The 14,016-nt window shown below is 57.1% G+C and carries 12 protein-coding genes and 1 pseudogene; 12 read left to right on the plus strand and 1 reads right to left on the minus strand.

Annotated features, from left to right (window positions below; translation table 11 throughout):
* The first annotated feature begins 136 nt into the window (after window positions 1-136).
* Window positions 137-928 (plus strand): 3-methyl-2-oxobutanoate hydroxymethyltransferase, encoded by a 792-nt coding sequence (gene panB, locus G392_RS0105030; protein WP_027009353.1) that lies wholly within the window; start codon window positions 137-139, stop codon window positions 926-928.
* Between the two features lie 10 nt (window positions 929-938).
* A complete protein-coding gene (locus G392_RS12185; RefSeq protein WP_051255586.1) occupies window positions 939-1,688 on the plus strand; it encodes an aspartate/glutamate racemase family protein in 750 nt (249 codons plus the stop codon).
* A gap of 96 nt (window positions 1,689-1,784) precedes the next feature.
* Here the strand turns inward: G392_RS12185 and G392_RS0105040 are convergent, their stop codons facing one another.
* Window positions 1,785-2,441 (minus strand): OmpA family protein, encoded by a 657-nt coding sequence (locus G392_RS0105040; RefSeq protein WP_027009354.1) that lies wholly within the window; start codon window positions 2,439-2,441, stop codon window positions 1,785-1,787.
* Window positions 2,442-2,834: 393 nt separating this feature from the next.
* On the opposite strand from G392_RS0105040, the gene G392_RS0105050 reads away from it, so the two are divergent.
* The 10 genes and pseudogenes from G392_RS0105050 to efeB all read left to right on the plus strand — a co-directional run bounded on the left by G392_RS0105050 (window position 2,835) and on the right by efeB (window position 13,754).
* Complete coding sequence (locus tag G392_RS0105050; RefSeq protein WP_027009355.1) at window positions 2,835-3,785, plus strand: LysR substrate-binding domain-containing protein; 951 nt, start codon at window positions 2,835-2,837, stop codon at window positions 3,783-3,785.
* Between the two features lie 52 nt (window positions 3,786-3,837).
* Window positions 3,838-5,064 carry a YihY family inner membrane protein gene (locus tag G392_RS12190; protein ID WP_051255587.1) on the plus strand — a complete coding sequence of 409 codons (1,227 nt, stop codon included), beginning with the start codon at window positions 3,838-3,840 and terminating at the stop codon, window positions 5,062-5,064.
* Window positions 5,065-5,492: 428 nt separating this feature from the next.
* Window positions 5,493-6,536 (plus strand): glycosyltransferase family 9 protein, encoded by a 1,044-nt coding sequence (locus G392_RS0105060; RefSeq protein ID WP_034334490.1) that lies wholly within the window; start codon window positions 5,493-5,495, stop codon window positions 6,534-6,536.
* A gap of 135 nt (window positions 6,537-6,671) precedes the next feature.
* Entirely contained in the window at window positions 6,672-7,874 is a 1,203-nt protein-coding gene (locus tag G392_RS0105065) for a glycosyltransferase (RefSeq protein WP_027009357.1), read from the plus strand.
* Window positions 7,871-8,440 carry a D-glycero-beta-D-manno-heptose 1,7-bisphosphate 7-phosphatase gene (gene gmhB / locus G392_RS0105070; RefSeq protein WP_027009358.1) on the plus strand — a complete coding sequence of 190 codons (570 nt, stop codon included), beginning with the start codon at window positions 7,871-7,873 and terminating at the stop codon, window positions 8,438-8,440. The genes G392_RS0105065 and gmhB overlap by 4 nt, the downstream gene beginning before the upstream one ends.
* A 190-nt stretch (window positions 8,441-8,630) precedes the next feature.
* Window positions 8,631-9,419, plus strand: a complete 789-nt coding sequence (gene rsmA / locus G392_RS0105075) for a 16S rRNA (adenine(1518)-N(6)/adenine(1519)-N(6))-dimethyltransferase RsmA (RefSeq protein ID WP_027009359.1) — start codon at window positions 8,631-8,633, stop codon at window positions 9,417-9,419.
* Window positions 9,420-9,463: 44 nt separating this feature from the next.
* A complete protein-coding gene (locus tag G392_RS0105080; protein ID WP_027009360.1) occupies window positions 9,464-10,192 on the plus strand; it encodes an amino acid ABC transporter ATP-binding protein in 729 nt (242 codons plus the stop codon).
* A gap of 43 nt (window positions 10,193-10,235) precedes the next feature.
* Window positions 10,236-11,174, plus strand: coding sequence for a hydroxymethylbilane synthase (hemC, locus tag G392_RS0105085; RefSeq protein ID WP_027009361.1), 939 nt, complete (start codon window positions 10,236-10,238; stop codon window positions 11,172-11,174).
* Between the two features lie 319 nt (window positions 11,175-11,493).
* Window positions 11,494-12,234 (plus strand): annotated as a pseudogene (efeO, locus tag G392_RS0105090) (iron uptake system protein EfeO); the annotation flags it as partial.
* Between the two features lie 260 nt (window positions 12,235-12,494).
* Window positions 12,495-13,754, plus strand: coding sequence for an iron uptake transporter deferrochelatase/peroxidase subunit (gene efeB, locus G392_RS0105095; protein WP_027009363.1), 1,260 nt, complete (start codon window positions 12,495-12,497; stop codon window positions 13,752-13,754).
* Window positions 13,755-14,016: the final 262 nt, after the last annotated feature.

A 14,016-nucleotide genomic window follows, 5' to 3' on the forward strand; every position in this document is an offset into this window, starting at 1 on the left:
TGCCAAGCATCGGGCAGTGGATTCCTGCCTGCGCGGGAATGACGGCGGTTGGGATTTTTTCGTCTGCGTACGAATTGAAAAAACCGTTTCCCCCACCATCTACCCCGCTTGAAAAATCCTTTTGCGAAAGCCCCCGATGATTACCGTCAATACCCTCCGCCAAATGAAAGCGCAAGGCGACAAAATCGCCATGCTCACTTGCTACGAAGCCGCCACCGCCGCCCTGCTCAACCGCGCCAAAGTGGACGTATTGCTGGTGGGCGATTCGCTGGGCATGGTGGTGCAGGGACACGCGTCCACCCTGCCCGTGTCGCTCGCCGACATGTGCTACCACACCGCCGCCGTGTCGCGCGGCAACGGCAACGCCCTGATTGTGGCGGACTTGCCTTTCGGCAGCTACCAGCAAGGGCGCAAACAGGCATTCGCCGCCGCCGCCGAACTGATGGCGGCGGGCGCACACATGGTCAAGCTCGAAGGCGGCGCACTGATGGCAGACACCACCGAATTTTTGCAACTGCGCGGCATTCCCGTGTGCGCCCACATCGGTTTGACCCCGCAATCGGTACACGCGTTCGGCGGCTACAAAGTGCAGGGCAAGGGCGACATCGCCGCCGCCGCGCTGCTGGAAGACGCACGCGCCCACGATGCGGCGGGTGCGGCGATGGTGCTGATGGAATGCGTTCCCGCCGCGCTGGGCAAACGCGTTACCGAAGCCGTGTCCTGCCCCACCATCGGCATCGGCGCGGGTGCGGATTGCGATGGTCAGGTGTTGGTGTGGCACGACATGCTCGGCGTGTTCCCGAAGCCCGCCAAATTCGTCAAAAATTTCCTGATGGGGCAAAACAGCCTGCAAGACGCGGCGGCAGCGTATGTCCGTGCGGTGAAAGATGGCAGCTTTCCGGCGGCGGAACACGGCTTTGCCGAGTAGGAGACGGCGCATGCGTACCATCGGCATCATCGGCGGCATGAGTCCTGAAAGCACCGCGTGCTACTACCGCGACATCAACCGCATCGTCAATCAAACCAAAGGCGGCAACCACAGCGCACCGCTCATCTTGTACAGCGTTGAATTTCAAGCCATTGCCGAACAACAAAAAAACGGCGACTGGCAAGCCGCAGCCGCCACACTTGCCCGCGCCGCCCGCATCTTGCAGCAGGCAGGCGCACAAGCCTTGGTGCTGGCAACCAACACCATGCACAAAGTCGCCCCGCAAATCGAAGCGGCGGCAGACATTCCCCTGCTGCACATTCTCGATGCCGCCGCCGCAGCCCTGCACCGTCAAGGCATCAGCCGCGCCGCCGTATTGGGCACGCGCTTCACCATGCAGGCAAACGGCTTTTATGCCGAAGGTTTGCGCCAACGCGGCATTGACGCGCTCATGCCCGCTCCCGCCGACCAAGACGACATCCACCGCATCATTTTCCAAGAACTGTGCGTGGGCGACATCCGTCCGCAAAGCCGCGAGCGTTACCGCGACATCATCGCCCGCTTGCGGCAAAACGGCGCGGAAGGCGTGATTTTGGGCTGCACCGAAATCGGACTGCTGCTACAGCCGCACGATTGCCCCCTGCCCCTGTTCGACACCGCCGCCCTGCACGCGCAAGCGGCTGCCGAATTTGTGTTGGCGCAAGATGCCAATCTTCACTGTTTCAACGCACATAAAGCACCGCCCCATGCCTTGCCCTGATGCGGATGGCGTTACGCCCCGCCCGAAAGGAATTTTGATAAAAAAACCGCTTCCGATGATGTTGTCGGAAGCGGCTGCTTGCACATACTCTGCCGGTTATTGGGTAACGACAGATTGGATACGCACGTCCACGCGGCGGTCGGGTTCGATACACGCAATCAGTGCCGAACGTTTTTTCGCTTTGGACACTTTTTTGCCCAAACGCGCCACTTCCGCTTGGCAAGATGCGGTCATGCGGGCTTGGCTTTCGCCGTAGCCGATGGCGGAAATCTTGGCTGCGGGCACGCCACGGTTCACCAAGTAGTTGGCAACCACGTTGGCACGACGCTCGGACAGGGCTTGGTTGTAGGCATCTGCGCCCATAAAGTCGGTATGGCCTTCCACACGCGCGCGCACCACTTTGGCATCAGACAGCTGCGCCGCCAAAGAGTTGAGCGAATCCACAGCTTGCGGACGCAAGGTATCTTTGTCGAAGCCGAACAGGAAGTTGGAAGAGAAAGTAACCACTTTTTCTTCGGGTTCGCGCTGAACGGGCGGGGGCGGCGGAGGAGGCGGCGGTGTGGGGGCGGCAGCATCGCCACATTCTGCCAAGCCTTCGGTGGATTTGTTCAGATAGTTGTTTTCCCAGCATTCGCCGTAGCTGTTGCGGACAACTTCGCCGCTTTGCTCGCTGACGGTATAACCGTTGGCCGACACGCCTGCAGAAGCAAGCAGGGCGAGCATCATGGCGCTTAATTTAAGCTGTTTGGTCATGTTATTCCCTCATCAAAAAAATTTGGCAGAAAGCGCGGTAGGGCTGTGTGGGCGTGTTCTGCCGGCTTGCGGTATTCAGGCAGACCGCAAGCGTTATGCGGCGGAAACCTGAATTTTTCGGGGTTACTATAAAGAAAACAGGCGGTTTCTGTCAATAGAAAATACCGCCGCACCGTTTGGCTTATAGATTGCAGCATTATACCTAAATATTTGGCATGATATAATATTCAGGCGGTTTTTCGGGCGTTTTTTTTTCTTGCGGTTGTGTAAAAACAACAAACCCGCCGCCTTTGCTTTTTGCTTGGGGCGTGATACATTGTGCCGTTTGCCCCGCCAAGCATGCCAATCGGGGGGCGCAAACCAAAACGGTGTTTTTGCGGCAAGGAAACGGTGATGAAATTACAGCAGTTGCGTTATGCGGTGGAAACCTTCCGCCACAATTTGAACGTGTCGGAGGCGGCAGAGGCTCTGTTCACGTCCCAGCCGGGCGTGTCCAAACAAATCAAATTGCTGGAAGAGGAAATCGGGGTACGGATTTTCATCCGGCACGGCAAGCGCATGGTGGCGGTTACGCAGGCGGGGCGGGCGGTGCTGGAAACGGCGGAGCGGATTTTGCGCGATGTGCAGCACATCAAAAGCATCGGCGGCGAATTTGCCGATACCGCCGGCGGAGTGCTGACGGTGGCGGCGTCGCACACCCACGCCCGTTGCGTGTTGCCGCCTTTGGCGGCCGCTTTTGCCGCCGACCACCCCGACGTGTGCCTGAACATCATCACCGGCACGCCGGATGAAGTGGCGGCCGCCGTCTTGCGCGGCGAAGCCGATTTTGCCGTCAGCAGCGAGCCGCCGCGCAACATACCGCCACTGCGGCATTTGCTGTCGCGCCCTTGGCGCTATGCCCTACTGTTGCCAAAAACCCATACTTTGGCGGAAAAAAGCGGCGCAAGCATACGGGATTTGTCTGATTACCCTTTGCTTACCTATAATTATGCCCTACAGCCGCACAGCGTGTTCGGGCGCGCACTGGCAAAAGCACAAATACACTGTCGGGCGGCACTGCTCTCCTGCGACAACGACCTGCTGAAAACCTACGTCCGCGCCGGCTTGGGCATCGGGCTGCTCGATTGGGCGGCGTGCGCTGCCGAAGCCCGCGACAACGGCGAATGGACGGTGCGCGACATCAGCCACTGGTTCGAACCCGCCTACACCCAAATCATCGTGCGCGGCGACACCCAGTTGCGCAAATACGCCTGCGACCTGATTGCCAGAATAGACGAAAACCTGACCGCACCGCGCATCGAGTCGCTGCTGTACGCCCCGCCCGCCGATGATTTTTCCATCTGAAACCGATGACGGCACCGCCCCATCATTTTGCTTTTTGTAAGGAACAACCACCATGTCTTCGGAAACTTCGCCTGCCGCACGCCATCGCGGATTTGCGGGATTCGTGTACCAACGCTTCAAAGAAGCACGGGTACTGCAAGCGGCGGGCAGCCTCACCTTCACCACCCTGCTGGCACTTGTCCCCCTGCTTACCGTCATGCTGGTGGTCATCACCGCCTTCCCCGTGTTCGGCAACGTCTCCGCCCTGTTCGAGCGCTGGATTAACGACCTGCTCGTACCGAGCGGCGCATCTGCCGTAACCGTATACCTGACCGAATTTAAAAATCAGGCGGGCGGGCTCACCGCCATGGGCTTGGCAGCCATGACCCTGAGCGCCCTGCTGCTGATGCAAACCATCGAACGCACCTTTGACGGCATTTGGCGCGCCCGCAGCACCCGCCCTTGGTGGGTACGCTTTTCACTGTATTGGGCGATACTCACCTTGGCGCCCGTGGTGGCGGGCGCGGGGCTATCCGCTTCCACCCAAATGGCGCACTGGTTTCCCGCACTGGCGGGCAAAACCGGCTGGGTGTGGATGGGACTGCTTGCCAACGCCGTTTTGCTGTACCTGCTCTACCGCCTTGTGCCCAACCGCGAAGTGCCGCATTGGCACGCCCTCACCGGCGCGGCGGTTACCGCCGTACTGCTGGAAGCCGCCAAATGGCTGTTCGGCATCTACATCAACAATTTCAACAGCTACCATTTGGTTTACGGCGCATTTGCCGCCGTCCCCCTGTTTTTGGTGTGGCTGCACCTGCTGTGGACGATGGTGCTGGGCGGCGCGGTACTCACCGCCAGCTTGAGCGGCTGGCACGGCGGCAGCACCGACCTGCCCGACGACGGCCGCGAACGCTTCGACACCGCCGTACAAATCCTGCTGATGCTCCAAACCGCCCAACAAGAAGGCAAAACCCTGCGCCCGCACGACTTTCGCAAACGCGTGCGCGTGGGCGGCGAACGCTTGGAAGAAGTCTTGCGCAAGCTGGCGCAATACGACTACATCGGCGCGGAAGCCAAAGGCTGGCTGCTCAAAACCGCCGCCGACCAAATCCAACTGCGCGAACTGTTCGAACGCTTCGTGTACCTGCCCGGCTTGGAGGGCGACAGCGTCCCCCGCGCCCTTCGCGCCCTGATTCTGCCGGGCTTGGAGCGTTTGGACATGAACTTGAGCGAATTTGAAAAAAGTCTGGTGGAAGTGCCGGTGGTGTCGGACGAACCCGAACCGCCCGCCGCCAACTGAAACGCACCATATAAATTTTTATACCGCAAATCAATGCAACAAAAAATACCGTCGTTCCCACACGGGCGGAACGCCACTGCCCGATGTTTGGCAAGCGGTGTTTTATCAAAGTCTGCCGTGCTTCGACTCGGATTCCCGTCTGCGGGAATGGCGGTGCAAAATTTTTTCAGTTAATTGACGACACGCCCCAAGGCTTATTATCAATTAAATTATTACATTAAAAATCAAAAAAGTATAAAAACTTCCGTCATTCCCGCGAATGCGGGAATCCACTGCACGACAACTTGCAAGCAATGTTTTATCAAGGTTTGTTTGAATGTGTTTTGGACTCCCGCCCGCACGGGAACAACAGCGTTGCCGACTGCGCACAGTTTTTTGAAACGGCACGGCAGTGCTGCGCTATAATCGGCATTTTCACCCCGCCCGCCATGTCCCGCGCCAAACTGCTGTTCAAATCCCTGAAAGCCCGCTTGCAAACGCTGCGGCTCAAATGGGGCAAACGTCTACTCGACCGTCCGCCGCCGCCCGCACCGTCCGACCGCATCCGCAGCATCTTGTTTTTGCGGCAGGACGGCAAAATCGGCGATGCCGTGGTCAGCTCCTTTGTGTTCCGCGAAATCAAACAAGCCCGACCCGACATCCGCATCGGCGTGTTGTGCAACAACGGCAACCGCCGCCTGTTTGCGCCACATCCGCATATTGACGCGCTGTATCACGCCCGCCCGAAAAACCTGTGGGACTACTGGCGCACCGGACGGCAGTTGCGCGGGCGTTACGATGCGGTCATCGACCCCACCGTGTTGCTGCGCAACCGCGATTTGCTGCTGTTGCGCCTGCTGGCCGCGCCGCTCACCGTCGGTTACGGCAAAGCGGATTACCGCCTGTTCAGCCGCAACATCGATGCGGACGGGCTGCATTTTGCCGAAGTGTACCGCCGCGCTTTGGAATGCTGCGGCATTGCCTGCGCCGACACCCGCCACGATTTGCCGCACGATGCCGCCGTTGCCGCGCGGATTGAAAATTTTTTGCAAACGCACGGCATCACCGATTTTACCGCCGTTAATTTTTTTGGCGCATCGCGCAGCCGCCGCTTCAACGACCGTCAAATCCGCGCGTTTTTAACCATGTTTGCCGATGAATTTCCCCAACGCCGTTTTGTACTGCTGGGCGCACCGCCGTTTAACGCGCAATTAAGCGCCCTGCCCCTGCCGAATAATGTCGTCTGCTATCCGGCAAACGATGTTTTGGAAACGGCGGAGCTGATTCGCCGTGCCGAAAAGCTGGTCAGCCCCGACACCGCCGCCGTCCACCTTGCCGATGCTTTCGGCACGCCGCAAATCGCCTTTTACCGTGAAGATCCGCAAAACTTCGCCCATTGGCGACCGCAGTCGCCCGATGCAAAGATATTGTTCTACAAAAACAATATCGGCAAAATCAGCCCGGCCACCTTGTCCGCCGCCCTGCGGGTCTGAACCATCGTGTTTCAGGCAGCCGTTCAAAAATGGCGCGGCAGCCTGTTTCGATACCGCTAAACGGCAATTTGCAACCTGTCGTGCGAATTGCGGCAGGTTGCGCCTCCAATTGTGATAAATATGAATATCTAAATTATGAATATCTTAATTTTGCACAAATCTTTGGTCTTGGGCGGCACGGAAAAAATCCTGCTCAACTACCTGAACATCTTGTCGCGCCAACACCAAGCAACCCTGTTGCTGACTATAGATTTGGGCGAACAGGCGTTTTTTCAGGATGGCATTCCCGCTGGCGTCGCCGTACACACGGTTTTCAGCGAAGCAGAAGTGGAACATTATTCACAGGTCGGACGGCAACGGCGCAAAAGCCTGCTGCACAAAATCCGCCACGAATATTTCAAAGCCTACGAACAAATCCGCTTTTACCGCGCGGTCAAACGCCTCATCCGACAAAATCAAATTGATTTGATAATTGACTTTTCAGGCTGCTTGGACAAATTTATCCGTCTGCCGGAAATATTGCGGCGCGGCTGCCCGCCCAGTGTGCGCTGGGTGCACGGACGACTGCACGGATTATTGTCTTCCGATAAACACCAATTTGATAAATTTAGAAAAATTTTCCAAAACCACGCTGCTGTCATCGCCCTTTGTCCGCAAATGTCCGAGTATTTGCAAAACCTGTTCACGCTGCCACCCGACAAAATCCGTACCCTGCCCAATCCGATGGACTTGGCAGACATCGCCGCCCAAGCCGAACAAGACTTGCCCGCCGAAGCCGCCGCCTACCGTCCCTATATCTTGCAAACCGCCAGGCTGGACATCGGCAAAGGGCATGAAGAACTGATTGACATCTACGCAGAATTGAAACGGCGCGGCATCACCCACAAACTCTGCTTTGTTGGCGAGGGCGGCAACCGCACCGCCTTGGAAGCAAAAATCCGCGCTTTGGGCTTGGAGCAAGACTGCATTGTATTGGGCGCACACCGCAATCCCTATCCGTTTTTCAAACATGCGGACGTGTTTGTACACACTTCCGAACACGAAGGCTTACCGACCGTCCTGCTGGAAAGCATGGCTTGCGGCACGCCTGTGGTGGCGATGGATTGCCCCACCGGCCCGAAAGACGTTTTGGGCGCAAACAGCGAATACGGGCGTTTGATTCCCCTGCACGACAAGCAAGCCTTTGCCGATGCCGTCTGCGAACTGCTGGCATCGCCCGAACAGCAAAGCCGTTACCGCAAACAAGGCTTGCGGCGCGTACGGGATTTTTCTGTGGAAAATATCGGCTTACAATTGGAAGCATTATTGAACTCTTTGACCGGCAAAAAACAACCATGAAACTGATTATCCTTGACCGCGATGGCGTGATTAACCACGACCGCGACGATTTCGTCAAATCCGCCGAAGAATGGCAGCCGATAGACGGCAGCTTGGACGCGATTGCCTTTCTCACCCAAGCGGGCTACACCATCGCCGTCGCCACCAACCAATCCGGCTTGGGGCGCAAACTGTTTACCATGCACACTTTAAGCGAAATGCACGCCAAAATGCACAAACTCGTGCATCAGGCTGGCGGCGAGATTAGCGGCATCTGGTTTTGTCCGCACCTGCCCGAACACGGCTGCACCTGCCGCAAACCCAAACCCGGCATGGTGGAAGACATTTTGGAGCGTTTTCAAGCCGATGCCGAACACACTTATCTGGTCGGCGACAGCCTGCGCGATTTGCAGGCAATGGCGGCGGCGGGCGGCAAAGCCGTATTGGTCAAAACCGGCAAAGGCGCCAAAACCCTTGCCGAACACGCCGACAAACTGCCCGAACACACCCTGATATTTGACGACTTGCTCGCCTTCTCCCAATACCTGACCGCCCCGCCCGACACCGAATCCGAACACGAAGCCTGATGCCCCGCCCCGTTTTCGCGTACAATACGCCCCTTTCCGCCCGACAGCCCATGCCATGTTTCAACCCACAGGGCTGCACATAAAGCGGCGCCCCATGCCTTGCCCTAATTCGGACGGGCTTACCCCCGCCCGAATAATCAAGCGATTTTACCGCCGTAAACGGCGGGGTTTCAAACCGAAAAGGAACAAGATGAACACCCACCGCGCCCGCAAACGTTTCGGACAAAACTTCCTGCACGACACCCGCATCATCGCCGACATCGTCCGCGCCGTGCGCCCGCAGCCGCACGATATTGTGGTGGAAATCGGACCCGGCTTGGGTGCGCTCACCGAGCCTTTGTGCCGTGCGCTGGCGCGGCTGCACGTTTGCGAGATTGACCGCGACATTATCGCCCATTTAAAAAAACAATCTTATGCGGAAAAGCTGATTGTCCATGCGGGCGACGTGTTGCAGTTTGATTTTTCAAGCGTTGCAGGAAAAAAGAAAATTGTCGGCAATCTGCCCTACAATATTTCCACGCCCCTGCTGTTCCGCTTGAGCGAATACGCGGACGAAATCACAGATATGCACTTTATGTTGCAAAAAGAAGTGGTTGAGCGCATGGTTGCCGCGCCCGAAAGCAATGATTACGGGCGTTTGGGCGTGATGCTGCAATACTTTTTTGACATGGAAAAACTGCTGGACGTGCCACCCGAAGCCTTTGACCCCGCGCCGAAAGTGGATTCGGCGGTGGTGCGCCTGATTCCGCAGGCGGGGCGCATCGGCACGGCGCAGGATTTCGCCCATTTTTCCGCGCTGGTGAAACAGGCGTTCCACCAACGCCGCAAAACCTTACGCAACAATTTGAAAGATTGGGCGAACGAAGACGATTTGCTCGCCAACGGCATCAGCCCGCAACAACGCGCCGAAGCCGTGCCGCCCGAATTGTATGTGCGCTTGTCCAACCATCTGATTAACCAAAATGTTCAGGCTGCCTGAAACACCGAAAGACCGCAATGACCGTAACCGACAAAAACAAAATCATGGTGAGCTTTAAAAACGTTCACAAATATTTCAAAGATTTGCATGTAATCAACGATGTCAGCCTCGACATCCGCCAAGGCGAAGTGGTGGTGGTGTGCGGGCCTTCGGGAAGCGGCAAATCCACGCTTATCCGCACGGTAAACCAATTGGAAACCATCGCTTCAGGCGAAATTTGGGTGGACGGCGTGAACGTTGCCGACCCGAAAACCGATTTGAACAAAATCCGCACCGAAGTGGGCTTCGTGTTCCAGCATTTTAATTTGTATCCGCATTTAACCGTGTTGCAAAACATCACCTTATCGCCGATTAAGGTAAAAGGCATCAGCCGCGAAGCTGCCGAAGCCAAAGCGGTGGAACTGCTGAAAAAAGTCGGTTTGGAACACAAAAAAGACGCGTTGCCGACCCAGCTTTCCGGCGGGCAGCAACAGCGCGTGGCGATTGCGCGGGGCTTGGCGATGGAACCGCGTGTGATGCTGTTTGACGAACCGACTTCCGCGCTTGACCCGGAAATGGTCGGCGAAGTGTTGAAAGTCATGAAAGATTTGGCACAAAGCGGCATGACGATGATGTGCGTAACCCACGAAATGGGCTTTGCCCGCGAAGTCGCCGACCGCGTGATTTTTGTTGACCACGGGCAGATTGTGGAAGATGCGGAACCGGAAGCGTTTTTCAAAAACCCGCAAAGCGACCGCGCCAAGCAGTTTTTAAGCCAGATTATGTCGCATTGAGTTTCAGGCTGCCTGAAAACGTTTTTCAAGAAAATTCAAAATGATGAAATCCCCAAAATCGCTGGTCATCGCCAGCCGCGAAAGCCCGCTTGCGATGTGGCAGGCGCGGCACGTTCAGGCGCAACTGCAAACGCTGTATCCCGATTGCGCCGTTTCCATTCTCGGCATGAGTACGCAGGGCGACCGCATTTTGGACAAAACCCTGTCCAAAATCGGCGGAAAAGGTTTGTTTATCAAGGAATTGGAACAGGCTTTGCAAGACAGTCGCGCCGACCTTGCCGTTCATTCCATCAAAGACGTGCCGATGGTGCTGCCGGAAGGCTTTGCGTTGGCGGCGATTGGCGAGCGTGCCAATCCTTTTGATGCCTTTGTTTCCAATGATTATTCCGATTTGTCCGCGCTGCCCGCAGGCGCGGTGGTCGGCACGTCCAGCCTGCGCCGCGAAGCGCAAATCCGCGCCCGTTTTCCGCATTTGACGGTGCGCCCTCTGCGCGGCAATGTACAAACGCGTTTGGCGAAGCTGGACGCGGGCGAATACGCGGCGGTTATTTTGGCGGCGGCGGGGCTGGAACGGCTGGAATTGCACGGGCGCATTCGTGCCGTGTTGTCGCCCGCCGACAGCCTGCCGGCGGCAGGACAAGGCGCATTGGGGATTGAAATCGCCGCACACCGCACGGATTTGATTGAGGTTTTGCTGCCGCTCAACCACGCGCAAACCGCCGCTTGCATCACGGCGGAACGCGCCCTTGCCCGCGCTTTGGGCGGAAGCTGCCAAGTGCCGCTCGCCGCCTACTGCACGGGGGACGAACAGGGTGTGCTGACCCTGCACGGCTTGGTGGCGCACCCCGATGGTTCGCACACGCTCACCGCTTCGGCGCAAGCACCCGCGCCCTATGCGGACGCGCTCGGCAGGGCGGTGGCGAAAAAATTGGCGGACGATGGCGCGGTGGAATTGATTGAAGCGGTGTTGGCGGAAAACTGATTGTTTGTTTCAGGCTGCCTGAAACCCGAAAACCCTGTTTCCCGACAGGGTTTTTTCTGATTCAGGAAATGAAAACGATTTGCATTTGTCGGCAACGGGCGTATAATTTCAGTTAAATCAGGTTAATTTTCGTCATTTCCCATTCTTTTCAAAGGAATTTTTCATGAAACGCACACTTTCCCTGCTGCCCCTGCTGTTGGCATTGGGCGCGTGCCAGCAACAGCCGTCCGCACAAGCCCCCGCCGCCGAAACCGCCGTTTCCCAAGCCGCGCCGTCCGAAGCCGTTGCCGCCGCATCGTCTGCCGCCGCGCCCGCCGCTTTGGAACAGGCTTTGGCGGAATACAAAAAATACGTTCAGGAACAAACCGATGTGCTGGTGCGCGATACCGAAGCCTTTGTTACGGCGGTGAAAGCGGGTGATTTGGACAAGGCGAAAGCCCTGTATGCACCCGCCCGCGCCCATTACGAGCGCATTGAGCCGGTGGCTTCGCTGTTTGAAGAATTGGACGAAGCGATTGACGTGCGCGAAGACGATTTCAAACTGAAAACCAAAGACCCCGCTTTCGGCGGCTTCCACCGCATTGAATACGCGCTGTGGGTGGAAAAAGACACCAAGTCGGTGGCGGCAACGGCGGATAAATTATTGAACGATGTCAAATCCTTGCAAGCGGAAATCGCCAATCTGGACTTCCCTGCCGAAAAAGTGGTCGGCGGGGCGGCGGAGCTGATTGAGGAGGTGGCCGCCGACAAAATCACCGGCGAGGAAAACCGTTACAGCCATACCGATTTGAGCGATTTTCAGGCGAATGTGGACGGTTCCAAAAAAATCGTGGAGCTGTTCGGAGCGCAGATTGCCGCCGCCGATGCCGAAATGCCGCCGCGTTTGCAGCAGCGTTTTGCCGAATTGGACAGCATTTTGGCGAAATACCGCGCCCAAGACGGCAGCTTCGCCACCTACGACAAATTGAGCGATGCCGACCGCAACGCTTTGAAAACGCCGTTAAATGCGTTAGCGGAAGATTTGGCGAAATTGCGCGGCTTGCTCGGTTTGGGCGGCTGAAACTTTGGACGTGCCGTCATTTCCATTTTTCTGAAAATCAGTGTGATATAAAACCATTCCGTCATTCCCGCGCAGGCGGGAATCCAAGTGGAAACCCGACAAATGTCGGGAAAACAACGCTTGCCAAAAAGCAGCACCGGATTCCCGCCTGCGCGGGAATGACGGGATTGGGATTTTTCAGTCAAATGATGACACGCGCTTATTCCAAACACAGGCTGCCTGAAATTCAGGCAGCCTGTTTTTCTTGAAAGAACAATATGATGGATACCCCGCACGACCCCGCCAAACGCACCCTGTTCAAAACCGCCGCGCTGTTGGCGGCAGGCGGCACGCTGGCTGCCTGCAGTCAGGGTAAACCCGCCGCCGCGCCGCCGCCTTGCGCGGAAAAAACGCATTCGCGTCAAGCCTATCCCTGCCACGGAGCGCATCAGGCGGGCATCGTTACCCCGCACCAGCCTTTCGGCATCGTCTGCGCCTTTGATGTCAGCGCACGCGACCGCGCCGGTTTGCGCGAAACCTTGCAAATTTTGAGCCGCCGCATTGAATTTCTCACGCGCGGCGGCGAACTGGCGGACGGCGACCGCAAATTTCCGCCCGCCGGAAGCGGCATTCTCGGCAAAACCGTGCCGCCGGACGGCCTGACCGTTACGCTCGGCGTGGGCGCGAGCCTGTTTGACGGACGTTTCGGCTTGTCCGCGCTGCGCCCCAAGCATTTGGTAGAAATGCCCGATTTTCCCAACGACAAACTTCAGGCGGAATGGTGCGATGGCGATTTGTCCTTGCAAATCTGCGCTTTCAGCCCCGAAACCTGTCTGAACGCCCTGCGCGACATCATCAAACATTGGAGTGCGTTTGCGGTGATTAAATGGAGCATGGAAGGCTTTTTGCCAAAAACCCAAGCGGGCAGCGCGGCGCGGAACCTGTTCGGCTTTCGGGACGGCAGCGCAAACCCCGACGTGTCGCAAACGCAAACCGCCAATCAGGTGCTGTGGACGGGCATTGCTGAAAACGCGCGGGACGAACCGGCGTGGACGCGCGGCGGCAGCTATCAGGCGGTGCGCTTAATCCGTCATTTTGTGGAATTTTGGGACAGAACGCCGCTTGCCGAGCAGGAAGCGATTTTCGGGCGCGAAAAATATTCCGGTGCGCCCTTGGGCATGAAACACGAACACGACAGCCCCGATTACGCCCGCGACCCCGAGGGCAAAACCATTCCCAAAGACAGCCACATGCGCCTTGCCAATCCGCGTGATGGCGGATTTTTGAAAAAACACCGTCTGTTCCGCCGCCCGTTCAATTATTCGCGCGGGCTGGCGAAGTCGGGACAGCTTGACGTGGGTTTGCTGTTTGTGTGTTATCAGGCGAATTTGGCGGACGGTTTTGTGTTTGTGCAGGGTTTGCTCAACCGCGAGCCTTTGGAAGAGTATATTTCGCCGTTTGGCGGCGGCTATTTTTTCGTGTTGCCCGGTTTTGAAAAAGGCAGCTATTTGGGGCAAACGCTGCTGGACGCGGCTGCCTGAATGCGCCAAGCCGGCGGCAAAAACCAAGCTTGGCACAAAACACGGTGTGCAAAATGCCTTTTTCGTTTGAAATCCCGCCGTTTATAACGGTAAAATAGCCGTTTGCAGCTTAAGGCGTGTCATCAATTGACTGAAAAAACACGGCATCGTCATTCCCGCGCAGGCGGGAATCCAAGTCAAAGCACAACAAACCTTGATAAAACATGGCTTACCAAGCATTGGGCAGTGGATTCCCGCCTGCGCGGGAATGACCTTGTATTTT

The organism is Conchiformibius kuhniae DSM 17694, from assembly GCF_000428785.1.
In the GTDB taxonomy this organism is placed as follows: domain Bacteria; phylum Pseudomonadota; class Gammaproteobacteria; order Burkholderiales; family Neisseriaceae; genus Conchiformibius; species Conchiformibius kuhniae.

Coding starts and splice junctions, on each gene's coding strand:
- panB (WP_027009353.1), top strand. CDS start 137: ATGATTACCGTCAATACCCTCCGCCAAATGAAAGCGCAAGGCGACAAA.
- G392_RS12185 (WP_051255586.1), top strand. CDS start 939: ATGCGTACCATCGGCATCATCGGCGGCATGAGTCCTGAAAGCACCGCG.
- rsmA (WP_027009359.1), top strand. CDS start 8,631: ATGAACACCCACCGCGCCCGCAAACGTTTCGGACAAAACTTCCTGCAC.
- G392_RS0105080 (WP_027009360.1), top strand. CDS start 9,464: ATGGTGAGCTTTAAAAACGTTCACAAATATTTCAAAGATTTGCATGTA.
- G392_RS0105065 (WP_027009357.1), top strand. CDS start 6,672: ATGAATATCTTAATTTTGCACAAATCTTTGGTCTTGGGCGGCACGGAA.
- G392_RS0105040 (WP_027009354.1), bottom strand. CDS start 2,441: ATGACCAAACAGCTTAAATTAAGCGCCATGATGCTCGCCCTGCTTGCT.
- G392_RS0105060 (WP_034334490.1), top strand. CDS start 5,493: ATGTCCCGCGCCAAACTGCTGTTCAAATCCCTGAAAGCCCGCTTGCAA.
- G392_RS0105050 (WP_027009355.1), top strand. CDS start 2,835: ATGAAATTACAGCAGTTGCGTTATGCGGTGGAAACCTTCCGCCACAAT.
- G392_RS12190 (WP_051255587.1), top strand. CDS start 3,838: ATGTCTTCGGAAACTTCGCCTGCCGCACGCCATCGCGGATTTGCGGGA.
- hemC (WP_027009361.1), top strand. CDS start 10,236: ATGAAATCCCCAAAATCGCTGGTCATCGCCAGCCGCGAAAGCCCGCTT.
- efeB (WP_027009363.1), top strand. CDS start 12,495: ATGGATACCCCGCACGACCCCGCCAAACGCACCCTGTTCAAAACCGCC.
- gmhB (WP_027009358.1), top strand. CDS start 7,871: ATGAAACTGATTATCCTTGACCGCGATGGCGTGATTAACCACGACCGC.